We start from the raw sequence: 22,558 nt of genomic DNA, 5'->3' as shown, positions 1-22,558 counted from the left end.
AGCGGAAGGACGGTGTCGGCGTCGTGGGGAACGCCCTGAAAACGTTCCCCGGGTGGTCGTGAGTGACCGGCGCTGGTTCCCCCTTCTCGCCGCCACTCGGCGCTGCGTTGCGCCCCCTGCGCGCCGGCTCGATCCTGCGGCGGTCCGTGGCATTCCAGCACAGTGCAGGATCTCCAACAAGGCATGTGTGTCAGGCTGTGACCTCCGTGACACCACGTGAGTGACGCGTTACGCGAAGTGGAAAGTGATCTCCTGCATTCCGGACATATCCCTACGAGCCGACGAGCCGCCTCAGGTGTCCCAGTCGCCATGATCGGGAGCGGAATGATGGCTTCAGGGGGCCAATGTCCGTTTCGTTGAGTTGAAGTGCGGCCGGAAATTGTCCGGATTGTCGATACGGCAGTGAGCAAACTCACATGGGGATCACGGGCTCTTCACGTCTGCGGCGGGAATTGCATGTTTAGCCTGACGCTTTACAGAGATGGCAAAACCGACAACGCGCCCAGGCGGGGGGCTCGCGCGGCCCTCCAGGCGCCCGCAGACGACAAGGTCTCTTACAACCGTGAAGACGACGATGATGTTCCGCAACATAGCCAACCCCCGGCGCACGACCCTGGCGCACCTCGAGGACGCCGACGCCCTGCACACGCCGGACCTGCCGGAGCATTCCGTCTCCCTCCCCACCCAGACCGCCAACCCCCGGCGCACCGTGCTCATGGAGGTCCCGGCCGCGGCCTCCGTCACGGAGTAGCACGCAGTAGTACGCGCACCGAGCGCGGGTTGCTCACCGCTGCCGGCCAGGCCGTACGGAGAGTTGTACGGAGACCAGGGGCGCCCCACGACGCGGGGGCGCCCCTCCTTCGTGTCCGGGGCCGCGCCGGGCCGTGCGTGCCCGCGCGCGGCGGGTCCGCCACGGCAGTGCGCGAGGTGTGGGGGAGCCCTGCCGCGTTAGCCTGGAGCGTCAGACTCCTCCCAGCTCAGTCAAGGGGCCAAGCAACCCGTGCGCATCGCCAGGTTCTCCATCGACGGGAACGTCGCCTTCGGCGCGGTCGAGGGCGACCAGCCGGACGAGCTCGTCCTCGACATCATCAAGGGCATCCCCTTCGCGGACTTCGAGCTCTCCGGCACCAAGGTGCCGCTGAGCAAGGTACGGCTGCTGCCGCCGGTGCTCCCCAACAAGGTCGTGGCCTTCGGCCGCAACTACGCCGAGCACGCACGCGAACTCGGCAACGAGGTGCCGGACGCCCCGTTCGCCTTCTTCAAGCCGTCCACCTCGGTGATCGGCCCCGGCGACCCGATCCAGTACCCCTCCTTCTCCGAGGAACTGCACCACGAGGCCGAGCTGGCCGTGGTGATCGGCCGCATGTGCCGCGAGGTCCCGCGCGACCGCGTCCAGGACGTGATCTTCGGTTACACCTGCGCCAACGACGTCACCGCCCGCGACGTCCAGCGGCGCGAGAAGCAGTGGGCGCGGGCCAAGGGCTTCGACACCTCCTGCCCGCTGGGCCCCTGGGTGGAGACGGACATCGACCTGGCCGCCGCGTCCGACCTGACCGTCCAGCTCACCGTCAACGGCGAGCAGCGGCAGCTGGGCCGCACCAGCGAGATGATCCACCCCATCGAGGATCTGATCGTCAACATCTCCGAGGCCATGACGCTGCTCCCCGGCGACGTGATCCTCACGGGCACCCCGGCAGGGGTCGGCCCCCTGAACGTCGGCGACGAGGTCGCCGTCACCATCGAAGGCATCGGCACTCTCACCAACAAGGTTGTCAAGCGTGGCTAGCGCACCCGGCACTCCCGTACGCGTCCGTTTCTGCCCCTCGCCCACCGGTAACCCCCACGTGGGCCTGGTCCGCACCGCCCTGTTCAACTGGGCGTACGCCCGGCACCACCAGGGCACACTGGTCTTCCGCATCGAGGACACCGACGCGGCCCGCGACTCGGAGGAGTCGTACAACCAGCTGCTCGACGCGATGCGCTGGCTGGGCTTCGACTGGGACGAGGGCCCCGAGGTCGGCGGCCCGCACGCGCCGTACCGCCAGTCGCAGCGCATGGACATCTACAAGGACGTCGCCCAGAAGCTGCTCGACGCCGGCCACGCCTACCACTGCTACTGCTCGCAGGAGGAGCTGGACAGCCGCCGCGAGGCCGCCCGCGCCGCCGGCAAGCCGTCCGGTTACGACGGCCACTGCCGCGACCTGAGTGCCGAGCAGGTCGAGGAGTACCGGGCGCAGGGCCGTACGCCCATCGTCCGCTTCCGCATGCCCGACGAGACCATCACCTTCACCGACCTGGTCCGCGGCGAGCTGACGTTCACCCCGGAGAACGTGCCGGACTACGGCATCGTCCGCGCCAACGGCGCCCCTCTCTACACGCTGGTCAACCCGGTCGACGACGCGCTGATGGAGATCACCCACGTCCTGCGCGGCGAGGACCTGCTCTCCTCCACGCCGCGCCAGATCGCCCTGTACAAGGCGCTGATCGAGCTGGGCGTCGCGAAGCGGATCCCGGAGTTCGGCCACCTGCCGTACGTGATGGGCGAGGGCAACAAGAAGCTCTCCAAGCGCGACCCGCAGTCCTCGCTGAACCTCTACCGCGAGCGCGGCTTCCTGCCAGAGGGCCTGCTCAACTACCTCTCCCTGCTCGGCTGGTCGCTCTCGGCCGACCAGGACATCTTCTCCGTCGAGGAGATGATCGCGGCCTTCGAGATCTCGGACGTGAACCCCAACCCGGCGCGCTTCGACCTGAAGAAGTGCGAGGCGATCAACGCCGACCACATCCGCATGCTCGATGTGAAGGACTTCATCGAGCGCTGCCGTCCCTGGCTCCAGGCCCCGTTCGCCCCCTGGGCTCCGGAGGACTTCGACGAGGCCAAGTGGCAGGCCGTCGCCCCGCACGCGCAGACCCGTCTGAAGGTGCTGTCGGAGATCACGGACAACGTCGACTTCCTGTTCCTGCCCGAGCCGGCCGAGGACGAGGCGAGCTGGACGAAGGCGATGAAGGAGGGCAGCGACGCACTTCTGCGGACGGCCCGCGAGAACCTGGAGTCGGCGGACTGGACCTCCCCCGACTCCCTGAAGGAGGCCGTCCTGGCCGCCGGTGAGGCCCACGGCCTCAAGCTCGGCAAGGCGCAGGCCCCGGTCCGCGTCGCCGTCACCGGCCGCACGGTGGGCCTGCCCCTGTTCGAGTCCCTTCAGGTCCTGGGCAAGGAGAAGACGCTGGCGCGCGTCGACGCGGCCCTGGCGAAGCTCGCCGCGTAAGCAGTCATGCGAGAGGGGCGGCGACCGGAACTCCGGTTGCCGCCCCTCCCCCATGGGTCACTGCGCGTCGACCTCGTCGATCAGGTAGTGGCTCTCGTCGAAGATCTCCAGCACGACGACGACCATGATCGCGCCGGCCACCATGTACTCCAGCATGACGCCGGGGGCCACGTACGCCTTGCGCAGATGCTCGTCAGGGCCCAGCTGCGCGGTAGACGTCTTACGGAACGGATCGCGAGCCAGTATCCGTAGAGCCCTGTCCAGCTGAGTCTGGCGCGAGCCGGGCAGGCTGTCGTAGGCCGCGCGCGCTTCGACGGTGAACTGGATGCGGTACTCGCTCATGGCCACCAGTCTGCCAGCCGTTCGGCGGTACCGTCGGTCCCATGACGATCCGGGCCGTCCTGTGGGACGTCGACGACACGCTGTTCGACTACACCGCGGCCGACCGGGCCGGGATGCGGGCGCATCTGGTGGCCGAGCGGCTGCTGGACGGGTACGGGTCGGTGGAGGAGGCCCTGGCGCACTGGCGGCGGATCACGGACGCCCAGTGGGCGCGGTTCTCCGCCGGGGAGGTGTCCTTCGAGGGCCAGCGGCGGGACCGGGTACGGGTCTTCCTCGACCGGCCCGAGCTGACCGACACCGAGGCCGACACATGGTTCGAGCGCTACCTGGGGCACTACGAGGCCGCCTGGTCCCTCTTCCCGGACGTGCTGCCCGCCCTGGACGCCCTCGCCGCCGGCTACCGGCACGCCGTGCTGTCCAACTCCAGCCTGCACGTCCAGGAGCGCAAGCTGCGCGTCCTCGGCGTACGCGACCGCTTCGAGGCTGTGCTGTGCGCCGCCGAGCTGGGGGTGTCCAAGCCGCAGGCCGGGGCGTTCCACGCGGCCTGCGAGGCCCTGGCACTCGCCCCGCACCAGGTCGCGTACGTCGGCGACCATCCGGAGATCGACGCGCGGGGCGCGGCCGAGGCCGGTCTGCTGTCGGTCTGGATCGACCGTTACGGTGTGCGCGAGGGCGGACCCGGCAATTCCGGTGGTCCTGGGGGTGCGGGGGACGCCGACCCGCGCCGGATCGCCTCCCTCGCCGAACTCCCGGCGGTGCTCGGCGCCGATACCCGTTTTGGAGCCCCGTCCACCTTCAGGTAATGTTCTTCCTGCGCCGCGGGGAGCGGGCCGGAAGGCCGGGAACCCGACGGCGCACCAGCTAGAACGAGAACCCCTTCGGGGCTTGCGTTCCAGTGGCCTATGGTGTAATTGGCAGCACGACTGATTCTGGTTCAGTTAGTCTTGGTTCGAGTCCAGGTAGGCCAGCTCGCAGAGTTCATCTGCACCGCGGATCTCATCCGCAAGCCCCCGTTGTGTAGCGGCCTAGCACGCTGCCCTCTCAAGGCAGTAGCGCCGGTTCGAATCCGGTCGGGGGTACGGATCCTTCGGGATCGAGGCCCCCGTTGTGTAGCGGCCTAGCACGCCGCCCTCTCAAGGCGGTAGCGCCGGTTCGAATCCGGTCGGGGGTACTGAAGGTGATGACCTCAATGGTCTAAACCACCTTGGTCTATGGTGTAATTGGCAGCACGACTGATTCTGGTTCAGTTAGTCTTGGTTCGAGTCCAGGTAGACCAGCTGATCTGCGGAAACGCCAGATCGCGCCCCCGTTGTGTAGCGGCCTAGCACGCCGCCCTCTCAAGGCGGTAGCGCCGGTTCGAATCCGGTCGGGGGTACGCAGTCGGAAGGGCCCTCCCTCGGGAGGGCCCTTCCGCATGTCCGGGCCGCCCATGTCCGGTGTCCGGGCGCGGCCTCCGTGGGGTGGGCACTCTTCCGGCGGCAGCCTTCCGGCTCACTTTCCGCCGAACCGCCGCCGCGACTCCTCGGCCTCGGCCAGCCGGCGCAGGCTGAGCAGCACCGGCTCGTACAGCACGGTCAGCGCCACCGCGGCCTCCACCTGCTCGTCCGGCGTCCCGTACCGCTCGACAAGGTCCAGGTCGGTCGTCGCGATCCGTTCCATCGCGCGGGCGTACGGCTCCAAGTCGGCGGTGGCGCATGGATAGCCGAGCCGGGCGAGCGCGGCGATCGCGGTGACCAGCATTCCGTACGCCGGTGCGGTCGGCGCCTCGCCCGACGGCCCGCCGTAGCACCAGCCGAGCCGGTCCATGAGCTCGGCGGCGGTACGCCGGGCGGAGTCGGTGGCCGGGTCGCTCTCGTCGGGCGCCGGGCCGTGCGGCAGGGCCCATACCGCCGTGCCCAGCCGTCTGTTCCGGTCCAGATCCTCGTCCTGGAGGGCGGCGAGCACCTCCCGCGCCGAGTTCACCGGGATCCGCCCCACCTGGATCAGTGCCCGCACCAGGCGCAGCCGCCGCAGATGCCCCTCGTCGTACTCGGCCTGGGTGGCCGTGACCCGGCGGCCGGGGTGCAGCAGTCCCTCGCGCAGGTAGTACTTGATCGTCGCCGTGGAGACCCCGCTGCGTGTGCTCAGCTCCGCCAGTCGCATCCCGGTGCCGTGCCCTTTCCCTCTTGTTCCCTCTTGCTTGTTCCCTCTTGCGCCCGCACTTGGGTAGTGGCACTATCCAACCATGGATAGTGACGCTATCCAACAACCGCCGAAGCCGCCGAGGGGATCGGTGTGAGGGATGGGGGACGTCATGGGTGCGAAGGTGATCGAAGGACGTATGACCGCCGCGGGGGAGGGCGAGGTGGTGGTCTTCCTGATCGGCATGCGGATCAACCGCTTTGCCGCGGTGCGGAGTTGGTGGCCGGTGGCCAGGGCGATGGGGCCGATGATCGCGGAGCTGACCCGCGACGAGGACAGCGGGCTGCTGGGCTGCACGTCCCTGCTCGGCGGACCGCGCGAGTTCTACCTGGTCCAGTACTGGGAGTCGAAGGAGAAGCTCCTCGCCTACGCCGTCGCCCCGGACCATCGTCACCACCCGGCCTGGGCCGCCTTCAACCGGCGGCTGCGGGAGGGCAAGGGCAAGGTCGGCTTCTGGCACGAGACGTACGTCGTCCCGGCGGGCTCCCATGAGTCGATCTACATGAACATGCCCGAGTACGGCCTGGGCAGGGCCACCGGAGTCGTCCCGGTGGGCCGGCGCGGAAACCGGGCGGCGGACCGCCTCCGGGCCTCCTGACGACATCCGGCCGGGTCGAACGACGTGCGGCCGGGGCGATCGTGACATGGCCGGGGATCACCTGTGCGGGCGGAGGAGCGCGGGCCGGCCGTCCGGCCCCGTTCCTCGGCCGTGTTCTTCGGTCGCACTCTCGGCCGTGTTCTTCGCGGACGTGCTCTCGGCCGTGTTCTTCGGACCTGCTCTCGGCCGTGTTCCTCGATCGGCGCGTCGGCGAGCGAAGAGCGGCCAGGGGCCCGTAGGCGAGCGCGCCCGGGTCGCGTGGCGCCGGATGCGGTCCGTGGCTGTCGCCCTGAAGCGGGCCGTAGGGGCGTGGGCCCGAGCCCGGGCGGCCGTGGGTGCCGTTCGCGGGGCAGAGGGGGTGTCGGAGCTTCCGGGACGGGCGGGCTGACTGAGCGCCGCGCCCTTCTGTGCGCCTCGCCCGCGAGGCGGTCGGCCGGGGGTCGTCCGTGTTCCGCCCGGCAGGGCCCGCCGCGGCGTTGAGGCCGGCCCTGTCCTGGCGGGTGTGTGGTGGGTGTGCGTGGTGGGTGCGGTCAGCCGGAGCGGCGGAGGGCCTCGGAGAGGCGGGCGGCGGCGTCGATGACCGCCTGGGCGTGCATCCGGCCCGGGTGGCGCGTGAGGCGCTCGATGGGCCCGGAGACGGACACCGCGGCCACCACCCGGTTCGACGGGCCGCGCACCGGCGCGGAGACGGACGCGACGCCCGGCTCGCGCTCGCCGATCGACTGGGCCCAGCCCCGGCGCCGTACGCCCGACAGGGCCGTCGCCGTGAAGCGGGCGCCCTGGAGGCCGCGGTGCAGCCGCTCCGGCTCCTCCCAGGCCATCAGGACCTGCGCCGAGGAGCCCGCCTTCATCGTCAGCGTCGAACCGACCGGGACCGTGTCCCGAAGGCCGGACAGGCGCTCCGCCGCGGCGACGCAGATGCGCATGTCGCCCTGGCGGCGGTAGAGCTGCGCGCTCTCGCCCGTGACGTCCCGGAGGTGGGTGAGCACCGGGCCCGCGGTGGCGAGGAGACGATCCTCACCCGCGGCCGCGGCCAGTTCCGCCAGCCGGGGGCCGAGAATGAATCGACCCTGCATGTCGCGCGCCACCATGCGGTGGTGTTCCAGGGCCACGGCCAGCCGGTGGGCCGTGGGTCGTGCCAGTCCGGTCGCCGCGACCAGACCCGCGAGGGTGGCCGGACCGGACTCCAGGGCGCTCAGGACAAGGGCTGCCTTGTCCAGGACGCCGACGCCGCTACTGTTGTCCATGCAACGATACTTGCGTCTCACTCTGTGAAACGCAAGTTCAATTTTCCGTGGAACACGCCACCCTGGATGTCACGAAGGCACAGCGGCCCGCGGATCAACGGGCCCGGTGGTGGATGCCCGGACGCAGGGGCGCGGGCAACGCCTCCTCAAGATCTCTAGTTGGGTCGGTGGACACCTGCCGGCCGGAGGGAACAGCGATGGGTAGGACACTCGCGGAGAAGGTCTGGGACGACCACGTCGTCCGGCGCGCCGAGGGCGAGCCCGACCTCCTCTTCATCGATCTGCACCTGCTGCACGAGGTGACCAGCCCCCAGGCCTTCGACGGCCTCCGCAAGAGCGGGCGCGGTGTGCGCCGGCTCGACCTGACCATCGCCACCGAGGACCACAACACCCCGACCCTGGACATCGACAAGCCGATCGCGGACCCGGTCTCCCGCGCCCAGCTGGAGACGCTGCGCAAGAACTGCGCCGACTTCGGCGTCCGGCTGCACCCGCTGGGCGACGTGGAGCAGGGCGTCGTCCACGTGGTGGGACCGCAGCTGGGTCTCACCCAGCCCGGCACGACCGTCGTCTGCGGTGACTCGCACACCTCCACGCACGGCGCCTTCGGCGCGCTGGCGTTCGGCATCGGCACCTCCCAGGTCGAGCATGTGCTGGCCACCCAGACGCTGCCGATGGCCCGCCCGAAGACCATGGCGATCACCGTCGACGGCGAACTGCCCGAGGGTGTCACGGCCAAGGACCTGATCCTGGCGATCATCGCCAGGATCGGCACGGGCGGCGGCCAGGGCTACGTCCTGGAGTACCGCGGCTCCGCCATCGAGAAGCTCTCGATGGAGGCCCGCATGACCATCTGCAACATGTCGATCGAGGCCGGCGCCCGTGCGGGCATGATCGCCCCCGACGAGACCACGTTCGAGTACCTCAAGGGCCGCCCGCACGCCCCCGAGGGCGCCGACTGGGACGCCGCGGTCGCGTACTGGAAGACGCTGAGGACCGACGACGACGCCGAGTTCGACGCCGAGGTCGTCATCGACGCCGCCGAACTGTCCCCGTTCGTCACCTGGGGCACCAACCCCGGCCAGGGCGCGCCGCTTTCGGCGTCCGTCCCCGACCCGGCTTCGTACGAAGACGCTTCGGAGCGCCTGGCCGCCGAAAAGGCCCTGGAGTACATGGCGTTGGAGGCCGGACAGCCGCTGCGCTCCGTCAAGGTGGACACCGTCTTCGTAGGCTCCTGCACCAACGGGCGCATCGAGGACCTGCGCGCCGCCGCCGCGATCCTGAAGGACCGCAAAGTCGCCGACGGCGTACGGATGCTGGTCGTCCCGGGCTCCGCGCGCGTCGGTCTCCAGGCCGTCTCCGAGGGCCTGGACGTGGTCTTCAAGGAGGCAGGCGCCGAATGGCGGCACGCCGGCTGCTCGATGTGCCTGGGCATGAACCCCGACCAGCTGGCCCCGGGTGAGCGTTCCGCCTCCACCTCCAACCGCAACTTCGAGGGCCGGCAGGGCAAGGGCGGCCGTACGCACCTGGTGTCGCCGCAGGTCGCGGCCGCCACCGCCGTCCTGGGCCACCTGGCCTCCCCGGCCGACCTGTCCGACGCCGCAACCCGTACGCCCGCTGGAGTCTGATCAATCATGGAAGCCTTCACCACCCACACCGGGCGGGCCGTCCCGCTGCGCCGCTCCAACGTCGACACCGACCAGATCATCCCCGCCCACTGGCTCAAGAAGGTCACCCGCGACGGGTTCGAGGACGGGCTGTTCGAGGCCTGGCGCAAGGACCCCGAGTTCGTGCTCAACCGGCCCGAGCGGCAGGGTGCCACGGTCCTGGTCGCCGGCCCCGACTTCGGCACCGGCTCCTCCCGTGAGCACGCGGTCTGGGCGCTCCAGAACTACGGCTTCAAGACCGTGATCTCCTCCCGCTTCGCCGACATCTTCCGCGGCAACTCGCTGAAGAACGGCCTGCTCACGGTGGTCCTGGAGCAGAAGATCGTGGACGCGCTGTGGGAGCTCACGGAGCGGGACCCGCAGGCCGAGATCACCGTCGACCTCGTCGAGCGCGAGGTGCGCGCCGAGGGCGTCACCGCCTCCTTCGAGCTGGACGAGAACTCCCGCTGGCGGCTGCTGAACGGCCTGGACGACATCTCGATCACCCTGCGCGACGAGGACGACATCGCCGCCTACGAGGCGAAGCGCCCGTCCTTCAAGCCGCGCACGCTGCCGGTCTGATCAACGGCTGGTTTCGGCCACCGCGAAACGCCCCTGTACCCCCGATCGCCACGATCGGGGGTACAGCCGTTTTTCGGGCCCGCGCTCCCGGCGCGCCGCCGTGCGGCAGGCCAACTTCCCACGTTAGGACGGTTTTTGCCGGGGTACGCGAGAGCCGAAGCCCCGGCCGGAGGAAGCGTCCGGAAGGCCGTCCGAGGCGGCAGTTGTCCCCTGCGCAGGCGACAACTCGCCCCAGATGGCACAATCTGTGCATGGACAACGACGGCCAACTCGAGCTCTATACGGCGGTCGCGGCCCAACTCAAGGAAGCGCACGCAAGAGTGCGCGCACTGCAAGTCCCGGAGGGCGTACGGATGGCGCTGACCCGGAAGCTGCTGGTCATTACGGCCGCGGCCAAGCACGATCTCGCCGCTGCGACAAGGCGACTGGAGCGGTTCACGGCGGACCTCGACGAGGGTCGAATCCCCGACGAGGAAGCCTGATCAACTTCGAGGCCGACCGAGTCCGCTGCGGCACAAGGGTGATTAGCCCGTTTCGTGTTTGATTTGCGGTATATATCTGCCTAACGTGCGAAAAAGCTTGAACACTTTCGTTCTGGCAAGGTCTCCGAAGGGGAAGACGTGAACAAGGCGCAGCTCGTAGAAGCGATTGCCGACAAGATGGGCGGCCGGCAGCAGGCCGCCGACGCCGTCGACGCGGTACTGGACGCCATCGTCCGCGCGGTCGTCGGGGGAGACCGGGTCTCGGTCACCGGCTTCGGGTCCTTCGAGAAGGTGGACCGTCCGGCGCGCTACGCCCGCAACCCGCAGACGGGTGAGCGGGTGCGGGTCAAGAAGACCTCCGTTCCCCGCTTCCGGGCCGGCCAGGGCTTCAAGGACCTGGTGAGCGGCTCGAAGAAGCTCCCGAAGCACGACATCGCGGTGAAGAAGGCGCCCAAGGGCAGCCTGACCGGGCCGACCGCCACCATCGCCAAGGCGGCCGGCAAGAAGGCCGCCGCGAAGAAGACGACGGGCGCGGCCAAGAAGGCCGCCGCGAAGAAGGCGGCGGCCAAGAAGGCCCCGGCGAAGAAGACGACCGCGGCGGCCAAGAAGACCGCGGCGGCCAAGAAGACGACGGCCGCGGCCGCGGCGAAGAAGACCACGGCCAAGAAGGCCCCGGCGAAGAAGGCGACGGCGAAGAAGGCCCCGGCCAAGAAGTCGACCGCTCGCAAGACCACCGCCAAGAAGACCACCGCCCGCAGCAAGTAGGCGCGAGCAGGTACCCACGCGCCGGGCCGGACTCCCGAGGGAGCCCGGCCCGCGGCGTTTTCGGGTCTTCAGAGGGTCTGCAGCGTCACCAGCGTGATGCGCAGGGCGGTCCCCTCGCCCTCCGTCTCGATCCGCACCCGCTGCCCCGGGCGCAGCAGCCGCAGACCGCCCGCGTCGAACGCCGCCGCGTCGAAGGGCACCGGGGTGCCGTCGTCCAGAAGCACCTGCCCGCTGCGGCTGTCGGGGTCGTACGTGTATGCGGTCGCCTGCATGACGGCCAGCGTAGTGCCCGCGGCGGCGGTCTGTTGCCGCCGTGGCGCCGTCGGACGTCGGTGGGCCGGGGGCGCGTCGTGGCTGGTCGGGCCGTTCCCGCGCCCCCAACCCTCACCCTGGCCCCCGGCCCCTGGCCCCTTGCCCGGCGCCCGCACCGGCGCCCAGGGGGCGAGACGCCCCCTAGGACCCAGGAATCAGCAACCCCGCCGACACCGCCGCCGTGTGCGGGCCCACCCCGAGGGCCAGTGCCGCCCGCAGATCCGCGCCGGTGTCCACGTCCTGGCGTACGGAACCGACCCCGTCGAGCCTCAGTTCCACCGCGCCCGAGGCCCGGTGACGGGCGCGGGAATCCTTCCCGAAACTCGGACGCAATTCATGCTCCGGGCCCGCACCGAGAAACGTCGTTCCGACCTCCGCCGCGTCCGCGAGAAATGCGCGCGGGAATTCCGCGGCCGCGTTCAGAACGCAGGCCAATTCCAGGGGCCGGAGCGCGGGGAGATCGGCGTTCAGAGCCGCCACGGGACTTTCGGGACGCGATGCCCGTACGGCCGCCGCCCCGTGCGCGAGAGCGGCGTTCAGGCCGGCGTCCGGCGCGTCCGGGACGATCCGCGCGCCCAGTGCCGCCAGCTCCCGCCCGGCCACGGCGTCGTTCGTGACGACCGCCACATCCGCGACCGCAGGGCAGGCCAGCGCCGCCGCCACGGTGTCCTGCGCGAAGGCGAGGGCGAGGCCCGGGCGGACCCCGTCGTGAGCGGTGTCCGAGAGCCTGCTCTTGGCCCGCGTCAAGGGCTTCAGGGGGATGACCAAGGTCCACTGCACGGGCGTTCGCCCCTCTCTCGTCCCGGACATTCTCCCCGGCCCGCGCGGCGCCCGCGGACTCGGCCCGGGGGCGCCGAACCCCCTGGAAGAGCGGGTGCGGGTGACGGTCGGGCGTACGGTGTTCTCGACAGACCGGCGGCATGGGGCGACACTTGTGCGGCCCCCGGCCCCGGGGGCAGTCCTAGAGGAAGGTGTCCGCGTGCCCCGCCGCAGAATCGGCTGCTGGTACCGCTTCGCAGCGGTGATCTGCAAACCACCGCTGCTGGTTCTGATCAAGCGGGACTGGCGTGGAATCGAGAACATGCCGGCCGACGGCGGATTCATCACCGTGGTGAACCACAATTCCCACATCGACCCCTTCGCCTACGCCCACTTCCAGTACAACACCGGGCGGGTGCCGCGATTCCTGGCGAAGAGCGGGCTTTTCAGGAAGGGACTCGTGGGCGCAGCGATGCGCGGCACCGGGCAGATCCCCGTCTACCGCGAGAGCACGGACGCGCTGAGCGCCTTCCGCGCCGCCATCGACGCCGTGGAGCGCGGCGAGTGCGTCGCCTTCTACCCCGAGGGCACCCTCACCCGCGACCCGAACGGCTGGCCGATGACCGGCAAGACGGGCGCCGCGCGGGTCGCCCTTCAGACCAAGTGCCCGGTGATTCCGGTCGCCCAGTGGGGCGCCAACGAACTCCTGCCGCCCTACGCCAAGAAGCCGAACCTCCTGCCGCGCAAGACCCACCACGTGCTCGCCGGCCCGCCCGTGGACCTGTCGCGCTTCTACGACAAGGAGATGACCCCGGAGCTGCTGAAGGAGGCCACCGAGGTCATCATGGCGGCCATCACGCGCCAGCTGGAGCACATCCGCGGCGAGAAGGCGCCCGCGGTGCCCTACGACCCGCGCCGGGAGCGGATCGAGCAGCGCCGCAGGACCCAGGAGCAGAACCAGGCCCAGGCCCAGGCCCAGGCCCGGTCCCGGACGCAGGGCAGGTCCGCGACGGCCGGCCGGCCCGGGACGGCGGACGGGGAAGCTGCACCGGAGACGGCGCGGGAGACGGCACCGGAAGCGACGCGTGAAGCCGTCCAGGAAGAGGGGCAGGGCACGTGAGCGAGCCGGTCAAGCCGGTCAAGGCGGCCGTCTTCGGCGCCGGATCGTGGGGCACCGCCTTCGGGACGGTCCTCGCCGACGCCGGCTGCGAGGTCACCCTCTGGTCCCGCCGCGCCGAGCTCGCCGAGGCCGTCAACTCCACCCGGACCAACCCGGACTACCTGCCCGGCATGGAACTCCCGGAGAACCTGCGGGCCACCGCGGACGCCGCCGAGGCCGCCCGCGACGCCGACTTCACCGTGCTGGCCGTCCCCTCGCAGACCCTGCGCGGCAACCTGGCCCGGTGGCGGCCGCTGCTCGCGCCGGACACGGTCCTCGTCTCGCTGATGAAGGGCGTCGAACTGGGTTCGGCGATGCGCATGAGCGAGGTGATCGAGGACGTCGCCAAGGTGCACGCCGACCGCATCGCCGTGGTCACCGGGCCCAACCTGGCCCGCGAGATCGCCGCCCGCATGCCGGCCGCCGCCGTGGTGGCGTGCACCGACGAGGCCGTCGCCCAGCGGCTCCAGGCCGCCTGCCACACCCCGTACTTCCGCCCGTACACCAACACCGACGTCGTGGGCTGCGAACTGGGCGGCGCCGTCAAGAACGTGATCGGGCTGGCCGTCGGCATCGCGGACGGCATGGGCCTCGGCGACAACGCCAAGGGCTCCCTCATCACCCGCGGCCTGGCCGAGACCACCCGGCTGGGGATGGCCCTGGGCGCCGACCCGCTGACCTTCTCCGGACTCGCCGGCCTCGGCGACCTGGTGGCCACCTGCTCCTCGCCGCTGTCGCGCAACCACACCTTCGGCACCAACCTCGGCAAGGGCATGACCCTCCAGGAGACCATCGCGGTCACCAGGCAGACCGCCGAGGGCGTCAAGTCGTGCCAGTCCGTGCTGGATCTGGCCCGCCGGCACGGCGTCGACATGCCCATCACCGAGACGGTCGTCGGCATCGTGCACGAGGGCAAGCCCCCGGTGGTGGCCCTCAAGGAGCTGATGTCGCGCAGCGCGAAGCCCGAGCGACGCTGAGCGACCCGGGGCCGCCAACGCTGCCCCGGGGCACTACCAACGGGTACTCTCATCGCGATATGAGCACCGAGAACCTCCCCCAGAGCCCTGAGCAGCCGTCCCGCAAGCCCCGCGTGGCCGTCGTGTTCGGCGGGCGCAGCTCCGAACACGGGATCTCCGTGGTCACCGCCGGCGCGGTGCTGCGCGCCATCGACCGCTCCAAGTACGAGGTCCTGCCGATCGGCATCACCACGGACGGCCGCTGGGCCCTGACCGCCGACGAGCCGGAGCGCATGGCGATCACCGACCGCCGTACGCCCAGCGTCGACGAGCTCGCCGAGTCCGACGAGGGCGGCGTGGTGCTCCCCGTCGACCCGGCCAACCGCGAAGTGGTCTACAGCGAGCCCGGTTCGGTGCCCAAGGCGCTCGGCGAGGTCGACGTGGTCTTCCCGGTGCTGCACGGCCCCTACGGCGAGGACGGCACCCTCCAGGGCCTGCTGGAGCTGTCCGGGGTGCCCTACGTGGGCTCGGGCGTGCTCGCCTCGGCCGTCGGCCAGGACAAGGAGTACATGAAGCGGGTGTTCACCTCCTTCGGGCTCAAGGTCGGCCCGTACGTGGTGATCCGGCCGCGCGAGTGGGCGCGTGACGTCGCCGCCGCCCGCAAGAAGATCGTCGACTTCGCCGGCGAGCACGGCTGGCCGCTGTTCGTGAAGCCCGCGCGCGCGGGCTCCTCCATCGGCATCACCAAGGTCGAGGACCTCTCGGGCCTGGACGAGGCGATCGAGGAGGCGCAGCGGCACGACCCGAAGGTGCTCGTGGAGGCCGCGCTGCGCGGCCGGGAGATCGAGTGCGGGGTGCTGGAGTTCGAGGACGGCCCGCGCGCCTCCGTACCGGCCGAGATCCCGCCGCCCGAGGCGCACGCGTACTACGACTTCGAGGCGAAGTACATCGACTCCACGCCCGGCATCGTGCCCGCCCCGCTGACCGAGGAGGAGACCGCCGAGGTGCGGCGGCTGGCGGTGGACGCGTTCGAGGCGGCCTCCTGCGAGGGCCTGGTCCGCGCGGACTTCTTCCTCACCGAGGACGGCGAGTTCGTGATCAACGAGATCAACACCATGCCCGGCTTCACGCCCATCTCGATGTACCCGCAGATGTGGCAGGCCACCGGCGTCTCCTACCCGGAGCTGGTGGACCGCCTGGTCCAGGCGGCGCTGCGCCGGCCGACCGGGCTTCGTTGAGCGCCGTACGTCTTCTCGTACGCGTCAGTCGGCGATCCCTTCGGGGATCGCCTTCTTGACGGCGGGCGCCAGGTCGACCAACGGGGCGACTCCGTTTCCGGTGCGGCTGTGCGGAATGGTGACCTCCACGTAGGCCCTGCGCAGCGTGGTCGTGAAGCGGAACGATCCGTCGTCCTGCTTCTCCAGCAGCCAGCCGACGCCGTTCACCTCGGCGCCGTCGGCCTCCGGATCGTTCATCCGGGCGGGCCGCGCGACACCGCAGCGCAGTATGATCGCCGGGCTTCCCCAGCCCGCGGTCAGCGCGGAGGCGGGCCGGGGGTCCTCGCGGCTCAGTCCGTCCACCTTCCGCGGCAGCGCCTTGTCCAGGTTCCGGCACAGCTTGGTGACCGCCGTGTTCGGGCTGGGAACCGCCGCGGCGGCACCGTCGTCTGCTGAGGAGCAGCCCGCGGCAGTGATCAGCACGGCGAGGGCGGGCAGGCCGAGAAGCCGGTGACGGAAGGAGTTCACCGGCCCAAGGGTAGACGGGGGCTACAGATGGACGACCGGGCAGGTCAGTGTGCGCGTGATGCCCTCCACCTGCTGGACCTTGGCGACCACCATGCGCCCGAGGTCGTCCACGGTGTCGGCCTGGGCGCGCACGATGACGTCGTACGGTCCGGTCACGTCCTCGGCCTGGATCACACCAGGCAGTTTGCCGATCGTCTCGGCGACGGTCGACGCCTTGCCGACCTCCGTCTGGATCAGGATGTACGCCTGTACCACGGAACCTCCAGGGCGGCCACGAGGATCATGTGGGGAAAAGGAACGCCACGGTATCGCGTCGCCGTACGCCACGGGGAGACCCACGGAGCACGTGGCCCGCGCGCCGGGGTGCAGGTAGGACAGAAGTTGACGGTCACCTCGACCGTAACGAGGACCGCGTGAACGCGCGACCGGGAACGGACAGGGACAGAAGGGGCGAAAGGGCTATGAAGGGCACTGTTGGTGAGCTCGGGGAGTTCGGGCTCATCAGGGAGCTCACCTCCCGTCTCACCACCACCCCGGCGGTCCGGGTCGGCCCCGGCGACGACGCCGCGGTGGTCGCCGCCCCGGACCGCCGGGTCGTGGCGAGCACCGACATACTCGTGGAGGGGCGGCACTTCCGCCGGGACTGGTCCACGGCGTACGACGTGGGCCGCAAGGCGGCCGCCCAGAACCTCGCGGACATCGCCGCCATGGGCGCCGTGCCGACCGCGCTGCTGCTCGGCCTCGTCGTCCCCGCCGAACTCCCGGTCACCTGGCCGACCGAGCTGATGGACGGACTGCGCGACGAGTGCCAGGTCGCGGGCGCCTCCGTGGTCGGCGGCGACGTGGTCCGCGGCGACACGATCATGGTGTCGATCACCGCCCTCGGCGATCTGCGCAACCACGAGCCGGTGACCCGCGCGGGCGCCCAGCCCGGCGACCTCGTCGCCGTCACCGGCTGGCTGGGCTGGTCCGCGGCCGGGTACGCGGTGCTCTCCCGCGGCTTCCGCTCCCCGCGCGCCTTCGTCGAGGCGCACCGCCGCCCCGAGCCGCCGTACCACGCGGGCCCCGCCGCCGCCGGGCTCGGCGCGACCGCCATGTGCGACGTCAGCGACGGTCTGATCGCCGACCTCGGGCACATCGCGGAGGCCAGCAAGGTGCGCATCGACATCCGCTCCGGCGCCATCGACATCCCCTCTCAGATGAACGACATCGGGCAGGCCGTCGGTGTCGACCCGCTCCAGTGGGTGCTGACCGGCGGGGAGGACCACGCGATCGTGGCGACGTTCCCGCCGGACGTGAAGTTGCCGGCCCGCTGGAAGGTGATCGGCGAAGTGCTCAACCCCTCGGCCCTGCCCCAGGTCACGGTGGACGGCGCGCCATGGACCCGGAAGGGCGGCTGGGACCACTTCGGGGACATCGAGTCATGAGCGCCGCGCCCCCTCGTGTCCTCACCGTCGCCGGCTCGGACTCCGGCGGCGGCGCCGGCATCCAGGCCGACCTGAAGACGATGCTCGCCCTCGGCACGCACGGCATGAGCGTGATCACCGCGGTGACCGCGCAGAACTCCCTCGGCGTCCAGGGCGCCTGGGAACTGCCCGCGGAGGCGGTCCGGGCCCAGTACCGCAGCGTCGTCGACGACATCGGCGTCCAGGCCGTCAAGACCGGGATGCTGGCCTCGGCGGAACTGGTCGAGACGGTCGCCGAGTTGCTCGCCGGGACCGGCGTGCCCACCGTCGTCGACCCGGTCGGCGTCTCCAAGCACGGCGACCCGCTGCTGGCCGCCTCCGCCCTGGAGTCCGTGCGGACGAAGCTGCTGCCGGTGGCGACCGTCGCCACGCCCAACCTCGACGAGGTCGCCCAGCTGACCGGCGTACGGGTCACGTCCGAGGAGCGGCTGCGCGAGGCCGCGACGGCCGTCCTGGAGTACGGCCCGGCCTGGGTGCTGATCAAGGGCGGGCACCTGGCCGGAGACGCCCTGGACCTGCTCACGGACGGCACCGAGGAGCACTGGCTGCGCGCCCCGAGGTACGACAACCGGCACACGCACGGCACGGGCTGCACCCTCGCCTCCGCGATCGCCGCGCAGCTGGCGAAGGGACAGCCCGTGTCCGAGGCGGTCAGGGCCGCCAAGGAGTACGTCACCGGGGCGATCGCGGCCGGCTTCGCCCTCGGCGCCGGCATCGGCCCCGTGGACCACGGCTGGGCCTTCCGGGGGCCTCGCGCGGCCGGGTAGCCGGGCCGTTCGATCGCGGTGGCCGCCCGCTCCGTGAGGCGGGCCGGTCCCCGCGTACGGCAAAAAGGCGGACGTACGGCAAAAAGCCGGCCCACCGAGGTGGACCGGCTTAGTGCAGCGAACCAGCAGTGGCCGCGCGCTTAGCTGTTGCTGTGCGTCAGCGCGAGACCTTGCCGGCCTTGATGCACGAGGTGCAGGCGTTCACGCGCTTCGGCGTCCCGCCGACCACGGTACGCACACGCTGGATGTTCGGGTTCCAGCGGCGGGACGTACGGCGGTGCGAGTGCGAGATGTTGTTGCCGAAGCCCGGCCCCTTGCCGCAGACGTCGCAGTTGGCAGCCACGGGTCACTCCAAAGACTTCAGATGCACTTACGGTTGATCCCGGCATGCCGGGTTGCAGATCGCAGGCTCAGGGAGCACTCCGAAATCCGAGTGGCGTTGCCAGGGGAAGAGCCCGATCAGGATCGGGCAACCGGAGCAGCATACAACGTCTGCTCCCGTGGCACGAAACTACCATGGCGGCCCCGGGGCCCGCCCGGGCCCTCTTCCGGCGCGCACCATCCCTGGGTCTACGCTGCCGTCCAGACCAGCAGCTCAGGGAGGCGCAGGTGGCGCAGGTGCCGCAGACGTTCGACGCGCCGGCGGTGCGCACCTGGTGCGGTCTGGCGCTGCGGGCGCTGGGGCGGGCGCGCGAGGAGATCGACGCGATCAACGTCTTTCCCGTGGCCGACGGCGACACCGGCACCAACCTGTACCTGACCGTGGAGTCCGCCGTCACGGCGGTGGAGGCCGTGTTCGCGGCCCACGAGGCCGGCGGTCCCGGCGGCGAGGCCCTGCCGCTCCCCGGCCCCGCCCTCGCCGGTCCAGCCCTCCCCGGCCCCTCCCTGGCCGAGGCCGCGCGGGCGATGGCGCACGGGGCGCTGATCGGCGCGCGCGGCAACTCCGGCACGATCCTCGCCCAGCTGCTGCGCGGGATGGCCCAGGTGCTCGCCGCCGACGACGAGAGCGCCCACAGCGACGGCCGCGGTCTGCGGCTCGCCCTGCGGCACGCCGCCGACTCCGCCCGGCGGGCGGTGGCGCACCCGGTCGAGGGCACGGTCCTGTCGGTCGCCTCCGCCGCCGCCGACGCGGCCACCGGCGCGGAGGGCGACTGCGGCACGGTCGCGCGCGCCGCCTACGACGGCGCGTGCCGGGCGCTGGCCGCCACCCCCGGCCAGCTGGCCGCCCTGGAGCGCGCCGGAGTGGTCGACGCCGGCGGACGGGGGCTGGTCGCCGTGCTCGCGGCCCTGGTCGAGACGTTCACGGGCGAGACACCGGCGACGGAGAGCACACCACCGGGCCGCGCGGCCGAGGCCACCCGGGCCGGCCGGCCGGGCGAGGACCAGCCGACCGTGCCGCACGCGCGCGTGCATTCCGCCGGGCCGGACGAGCCGAGCGCCTGCCGGCCGGACGAGCCGAGCGCCTGCCGGTGGGACGAGCCGAGCGCCAGCGACTCCGACGAGCCGAGCGCCTGCGCCACGCCCCCCGCTCCCGCACCGTCCGCGGGCGGCCCCGCCTTCGAGGTGATCTACCTCCTGGAGGCCGACGACGCGGCCGTCGACCGGCTGCGGCAGCGGCTCGACGGGCTCGGGGACTCCCTGGTCGTCGTCGGTGGCGACGGACTGTGGAACGTGCACGTGCACGTGGACGACGCCGGCGCCGCCGTGGAGGCCGGTGTGGAGGCCGGGCGCCCGTACCGCATCCGGATCACCCACTTCGGCGCGGGCGACGCGCACACGACCCGCGCCGAGCGGCGGCCCCGGGAGCGTGCCCAGCGCGCCGTGGTGGCCGTCGTCCCCGGAGACGGCCTGGCCGGGCTGTACACGGAGGCCGGGGCCACCACGGTGCCGGCCCGCCCGGGCGAGTTGCCGGCGAGCGGAGAACTCGTGGAGGCGGTACGGCGGGCCCACGCGCGCGAGGTGGTCCTGCTGCCCAACGACGCCGAACTGCACGACACCGCGGCCGCGGCGGCCGAACAGGCACGCGGGGAGGGTGTCCGGGTGGCCCTGATCCCGACCCGCTCGGCGGTCCAGGGCATCGCCGCCCTCGCGGTGCACGAGCCGGGGCGCCGCTTCGACGAGGACGTGGTCGCCATGACGTCGGCGGCGGGCGCCACCCGCCACGCCGAGGTCACCGTCGCCGAACGCCAGTCGTGGACCACGGCGGGCATCTGCCAGGCCGGTGACGTCCTCGGCCTCATCGAGGGCGATGTGGCCGTGATCGGCGCGGACGTCACGGCCACGGCCAAGACCGTCCTGGACCGCATGCTCTCGGCCGGCGGCGAACTGGTCACCCTCGTCCTCGGCGACGACGCCCCGGACACCGTCGCCGACCACCTTCGGACCCACGTCCGCGACTCCTACCTCGCCGTGGACACGGTGGTCTACCGGGGTGGCCGACAGGGCGCCCTGCTGCTGATCGGCGTGGAGTAGCGGCGGGGTCCGGGACGTGCCGGCGAGGTCCGGGGCGGTCCTCGGGACTCCGGACGGGGCCGCCGCGTCGACGACCCTGCGGGCGGGCAGGTCGCCGAACTGTCGGCGGGGGCCGCCGAGTTCCTAGGTGATTGTTGCCCAGCGAACGCCCCAGGTCGCCCGCGCGCGTAGGCGCGGTCCGCCTCGGCGGGCAGCCCCGCGTGGCCCAGTGACTCGGCGGCGAGCTGGGCGAGCGTGGTGTGGTCCTGCTGCTCGGGCCGGTGCCGGGCGATCTCGGCGGCCCGGAGCCGCCGTTCGGCCGCCGCGCGGTGCCCCCCGAGCTCGCTCAGGCAGTCGCCCGCCACCACTGGGCCTGCACCACCGCCCCGTTGCCGTGTCGGCCGCTCCGGGGCACCGCGGCCAGGCCCGTCAGCCACGATCGGATCCGTTCTCCGAGCGCCTCCCGTAGCGCGGCCGGCGTCTCGTCCTCGTACAGCGACTCGCGCGAGCGCACGAAGAACGCCCAGTCGGGCAGCAGATGCTCGGCCGGCTCGGTCAGCAGCATGCCCTTCAGAGGCAGATCGGTGATCGCCTCCTCGCTCGCCGGACGGCGCGGGGGCGGGAGGTTCCGGCGTGGGGCGGTGACCGCGCAGGGAGGCCGGAGCGCGTCGGCCTGGGTCGGGGACGACCCGTCCGACCAGTGGTTTCCGGCACATCTAGGGCATTGTCAGTCCCGTGGTGTGCAATGGATCTCGTGCCCGCACTGCAAGAACCACTGCGACAACCGCTGAAGTCGGTGCTCGGCCCCGCCACCGCGAAGGTGATGGCCGAGCACCTCGGCCTGCACTCCGTCGGCGACCTCCTCCACCACTACCCGCGCAGATACGAGGAGCGGGGCCAGCTCACCCACCTCGCCGACCTCCCCATGGACGAGCACGTCACCGTGGTCGCCCAGGTCGCCGACGCCCGCCTGCACACCTTCGCCTCCCCCCGGGCGCCCCGCGGCAAGGGCCAGCGCCTGGAGGTGACGATCACCGACGGCAGCGGCCGGCTCCAGCTGGTCTTCTTCGGCAACGGCGTGCACAAGCCCCACAAGGAGCTCCTGCCGGGCACCCGCGCGATGTTCGCCGGCAAGGTCTCCGTCTTCAACCGGCGGCTCCAACTGGCCCATCCGGCCTACGAACTGCTGAAGGGGGACGCCGAGGAGACCGTCGAGTCCTGGGCCGGCGCCCTCATCCCGCTCTACCCCGCCACCGCCAAACTGGAGTCCTGGAAGATCGCCAAGGCGGTCCAGACCGTCCTGCCCAGCGCCCAGGACGCCGTCGACCCGCTGCCCGGATCGCTCCGCGAGGGCCGCGGCCTGGTCACGCTGCCCGAGGCGCTGCTCAAGATCCACCGCCCGCACACCAAGGCGGACATCGCCGACGCCCGAGCCCGGCTGAAGTGGGACGAGGCCTTCGTCCTCCAGGTCGCCCTCGCCCGCCGCCGCCACGCCGACGCCCAACTCCCCGCCGTCCCGAGGAAGCCGCTGCCCGACGGCCTGCTCACCGCCTTCGACGACCGCCTCCCCTTCACCCTCACCGAGGGCCAGCGGAAGGTCTCCCGCGAGATCTTCGACGACCTGGCGGCCGAACACCCCATGCACCGGCTGCTCCAGGGCGAGGTGGGCTCCGGCAAGACGCTGGTCGCGCTGCGCGCCATGCTCGCCGTCGTCGACGCGGGCGGGCAGGCGGCCATGCTCGCGCCCACCGAGGTGCTCGCCCAGCAGCACCACCGGTCGGTCACCGAGATGATGGGCGAGCTGGCCGAGGGAGGAATGCTGGGCGGGGCCGAGCGC

Annotated in this window: 24 protein-coding genes, 5 tRNA genes and 1 pseudogene; 21 read left to right on the top strand and 9 right to left on the bottom strand. The window is 71.6% G+C overall.

The genetic code is table 11. From position 1 onward, the window contains the following. Positions 1–562: 562 nt before the first annotated feature. From ABZ484_RS30835 to gltX, 3 genes are all read left to right on the top strand, one after another. A complete protein-coding gene (locus tag ABZ484_RS30835; RefSeq protein ID WP_358869209.1) occupies positions 563–751 on the top strand; it encodes a hypothetical protein in 189 nt (62 codons plus the stop codon). A gap of 249 nt (positions 752–1,000) precedes the next feature. Further along, positions 1,001–1,786, top strand: a complete 786-nt coding sequence (locus ABZ484_RS30830) for a fumarylacetoacetate hydrolase family protein (protein ID WP_358869208.1) — start codon at positions 1,001–1,003, stop codon at positions 1,784–1,786. Then, positions 1,779–3,263, top strand: a complete 1,485-nt coding sequence (gltX, locus tag ABZ484_RS30825; protein WP_358869207.1) for a glutamate--tRNA ligase — start codon at positions 1,779–1,781, stop codon at positions 3,261–3,263. The genes ABZ484_RS30830 and gltX overlap by 8 nt, the downstream gene beginning before the upstream one ends. A gap of 57 nt (positions 3,264–3,320) precedes the next feature. Here the strand turns inward: gltX and ABZ484_RS30820 are convergent, their stop codons facing one another. After that, positions 3,321–3,605 (bottom strand): hypothetical protein, encoded by a 285-nt coding sequence (locus ABZ484_RS30820; protein ID WP_358869206.1) that lies wholly within the window; start codon positions 3,603–3,605, stop codon positions 3,321–3,323. A gap of 41 nt (positions 3,606–3,646) precedes the next feature. On the opposite strand from ABZ484_RS30820, the gene ABZ484_RS30815 reads away from it, so the two are divergent. The 6 genes from ABZ484_RS30815 (at position 3,647) to ABZ484_RS30790 (ending at position 4,980) form a co-directional block, all read left to right on the top strand. Continuing rightward, a complete protein-coding gene (locus ABZ484_RS30815) occupies positions 3,647–4,408 on the top strand; it encodes an HAD family hydrolase (protein WP_358869205.1) in 762 nt (253 codons plus the stop codon). A 93-nt stretch (positions 4,409–4,501) separates the two neighbouring features. Further along, positions 4,502–4,573, top strand: a tRNA-Gln gene (locus ABZ484_RS30810). Positions 4,574–4,611: 38 nt separating this feature from the next. Next, a tRNA-Glu gene (locus ABZ484_RS30805) sits at positions 4,612–4,684 on the top strand. Positions 4,685–4,703: 19 nt separating this feature from the next. Next, positions 4,704–4,776 (top strand) — tRNA-Glu (locus ABZ484_RS30800). A gap of 34 nt (positions 4,777–4,810) precedes the next feature. Continuing rightward, positions 4,811–4,882 (top strand) — tRNA-Gln (locus tag ABZ484_RS30795). A 25-nt stretch (positions 4,883–4,907) separates the two neighbouring features. Beyond that, positions 4,908–4,980, top strand: a tRNA-Glu gene (locus tag ABZ484_RS30790). A gap of 116 nt (positions 4,981–5,096) precedes the next feature. On the opposite strand, the gene ABZ484_RS30785 is transcribed toward ABZ484_RS30790, so the two are convergent. Beyond that, positions 5,097–5,747, bottom strand: a complete 651-nt coding sequence (locus ABZ484_RS30785) for a MerR family transcriptional regulator (RefSeq protein ID WP_358869204.1) — start codon at positions 5,745–5,747, stop codon at positions 5,097–5,099. 151 nt (positions 5,748–5,898) lie between these two features. On the opposite strand from ABZ484_RS30785, the gene ABZ484_RS30780 reads away from it, so the two are divergent. Further along, a complete protein-coding gene (locus ABZ484_RS30780; protein WP_358869203.1) occupies positions 5,899–6,384 on the top strand; it encodes a DUF4188 domain-containing protein in 486 nt (161 codons plus the stop codon). Between the two features lie 530 nt (positions 6,385–6,914). On the opposite strand, the gene ndgR is transcribed toward ABZ484_RS30780, so the two are convergent. Beyond that, the gene (gene ndgR, locus ABZ484_RS30775) at positions 6,915–7,631 is read right to left on the bottom strand and encodes an IclR family transcriptional regulator NdgR (protein ID WP_028425251.1); all 717 of its coding nucleotides are present in this window, start codon (positions 7,629–7,631) and stop codon (positions 6,915–6,917) included. A gap of 197 nt (positions 7,632–7,828) precedes the next feature. Between ndgR and leuC the strand changes: the two genes are divergently transcribed. The 4 genes from leuC (at position 7,829) to ABZ484_RS30755 (ending at position 11,106) form a co-directional block, all read left to right on the top strand. Then, entirely contained in the window at positions 7,829–9,259 is a 1,431-nt protein-coding gene (gene leuC, locus ABZ484_RS30770) for a 3-isopropylmalate dehydratase large subunit (RefSeq protein WP_358869202.1), read from the top strand. Between the two features lie 6 nt (positions 9,260–9,265). Beyond that, on the top strand, positions 9,266–9,859 hold the full coding sequence (gene leuD / locus ABZ484_RS30765) for a 3-isopropylmalate dehydratase small subunit (RefSeq protein ID WP_358869201.1): 594 nt from the start codon (positions 9,266–9,268) through the stop codon (positions 9,857–9,859). Between the two features lie 251 nt (positions 9,860–10,110). Further along, positions 10,111–10,341, top strand: coding sequence for a hypothetical protein (locus ABZ484_RS30760; RefSeq protein ID WP_358869200.1), 231 nt, complete (start codon positions 10,111–10,113; stop codon positions 10,339–10,341). Positions 10,342–10,479: 138 nt separating this feature from the next. Then, complete coding sequence (locus ABZ484_RS30755) at positions 10,480–11,106, top strand: HU family DNA-binding protein (protein WP_358869199.1); 627 nt, start codon at positions 10,480–10,482, stop codon at positions 11,104–11,106. A gap of 68 nt (positions 11,107–11,174) precedes the next feature. Here the strand turns inward: ABZ484_RS30755 and ABZ484_RS30750 are convergent, their stop codons facing one another. Both ABZ484_RS30750 and cofC read right to left on the bottom strand, forming a co-directional pair. Then, positions 11,175–11,378 (bottom strand): hypothetical protein, encoded by a 204-nt coding sequence (locus ABZ484_RS30750; RefSeq protein ID WP_358869198.1) that lies wholly within the window; start codon positions 11,376–11,378, stop codon positions 11,175–11,177. Between the two features lie 181 nt (positions 11,379–11,559). Further along, positions 11,560–12,198 carry a 2-phospho-L-lactate guanylyltransferase gene (cofC, locus tag ABZ484_RS30745; protein WP_358869197.1) on the bottom strand — a complete coding sequence of 213 codons (639 nt, stop codon included), beginning with the start codon at positions 12,196–12,198 and terminating at the stop codon, positions 11,560–11,562. A 199-nt stretch (positions 12,199–12,397) separates the two neighbouring features. Here cofC and ABZ484_RS30740 point away from each other — a divergent pair, with 199 nt between their 5' ends. The 3 genes from ABZ484_RS30740 to ABZ484_RS30730 are packed head-to-tail and all read left to right on the top strand — an operon-like array spanning position 12,398 to position 15,530. Further along, positions 12,398–13,297 (top strand): lysophospholipid acyltransferase family protein, encoded by a 900-nt coding sequence (locus tag ABZ484_RS30740; protein WP_358869196.1) that lies wholly within the window; start codon positions 12,398–12,400, stop codon positions 13,295–13,297. Further along, entirely contained in the window at positions 13,294–14,313 is a 1,020-nt protein-coding gene (locus ABZ484_RS30735) for an NAD(P)H-dependent glycerol-3-phosphate dehydrogenase (RefSeq protein ID WP_358869195.1), read from the top strand. Before ABZ484_RS30740 ends, ABZ484_RS30735 begins: the two co-directional genes overlap by 4 nt. A gap of 59 nt (positions 14,314–14,372) precedes the next feature. Next, positions 14,373–15,530, top strand: a complete 1,158-nt coding sequence (locus ABZ484_RS30730) for a D-alanine--D-alanine ligase family protein (RefSeq protein WP_358869194.1) — start codon at positions 14,373–14,375, stop codon at positions 15,528–15,530. Positions 15,531–15,554: 24 nt separating this feature from the next. On the opposite strand, the gene ABZ484_RS30725 is transcribed toward ABZ484_RS30730, so the two are convergent. Both ABZ484_RS30725 and ABZ484_RS30720 read right to left on the bottom strand, forming a co-directional pair. After that, entirely contained in the window at positions 15,555–16,037 is a 483-nt protein-coding gene (locus ABZ484_RS30725) for a DUF3515 domain-containing protein (RefSeq protein ID WP_358869193.1), read from the bottom strand. 21 nt (positions 16,038–16,058) lie between these two features. Then, positions 16,059–16,292: an Lrp/AsnC ligand binding domain-containing protein gene (locus tag ABZ484_RS30720; RefSeq protein ID WP_358869192.1), complete on the bottom strand. Its 234-nt coding sequence runs from the start codon at positions 16,290–16,292 to the stop codon at positions 16,059–16,061. 206 nt (positions 16,293–16,498) lie between these two features. On the opposite strand from ABZ484_RS30720, the gene ABZ484_RS30715 reads away from it, so the two are divergent. Together ABZ484_RS30715 and thiD are read left to right on the top strand one after the other, a co-directional pair. Then, positions 16,499–17,464, top strand: coding sequence for a thiamine-phosphate kinase (locus ABZ484_RS30715; protein ID WP_030168387.1), 966 nt, complete (start codon positions 16,499–16,501; stop codon positions 17,462–17,464). Then, positions 17,461–18,270, top strand: a complete 810-nt coding sequence (gene thiD / locus ABZ484_RS30710) for a bifunctional hydroxymethylpyrimidine kinase/phosphomethylpyrimidine kinase (protein ID WP_358869191.1) — start codon at positions 17,461–17,463, stop codon at positions 18,268–18,270. Before ABZ484_RS30715 ends, thiD begins: the two co-directional genes overlap by 4 nt. Before the next feature lie 157 nt (positions 18,271–18,427). Here the strand turns inward: thiD and rpmB are convergent, their stop codons facing one another. Beyond that, entirely contained in the window at positions 18,428–18,613 is a 186-nt protein-coding gene (rpmB, locus tag ABZ484_RS30705) for a 50S ribosomal protein L28 (protein ID WP_003993230.1), read from the bottom strand. Positions 18,614–18,879: 266 nt separating this feature from the next. On the opposite strand from rpmB, the gene ABZ484_RS30700 reads away from it, so the two are divergent. After that, positions 18,880–20,742, top strand: a complete 1,863-nt coding sequence (locus ABZ484_RS30700) for a DAK2 domain-containing protein (RefSeq protein ID WP_358869190.1) — start codon at positions 18,880–18,882, stop codon at positions 20,740–20,742. A gap of 127 nt (positions 20,743–20,869) precedes the next feature. Here ABZ484_RS30700 and ABZ484_RS30695 read toward each other — a convergent pair. Continuing rightward, a pseudogene (locus ABZ484_RS30695) lies at positions 20,870–21,118 on the bottom strand (hypothetical protein); the annotation flags it as partial. 348 nt (positions 21,119–21,466) lie between these two features. Between ABZ484_RS30695 and ABZ484_RS30690 the strand changes: the two are divergent. After that, the coding region (locus ABZ484_RS30690; RefSeq protein ID WP_358869189.1) for an OB-fold nucleic acid binding domain-containing protein at positions 21,467–22,558 on the top strand (1,092 nt) is incomplete at its 3' end.

The organism is Streptomyces sp. NPDC006393 (assembly GCF_040628575.1).
GTDB lineage: Bacteria > Actinomycetota > Actinomycetes > Streptomycetales > Streptomycetaceae > Streptomyces.
The sequence above is the reverse complement of the archived record's forward strand: the minus strand, read 5'-3'. Positions and strand labels throughout refer to the sequence as shown.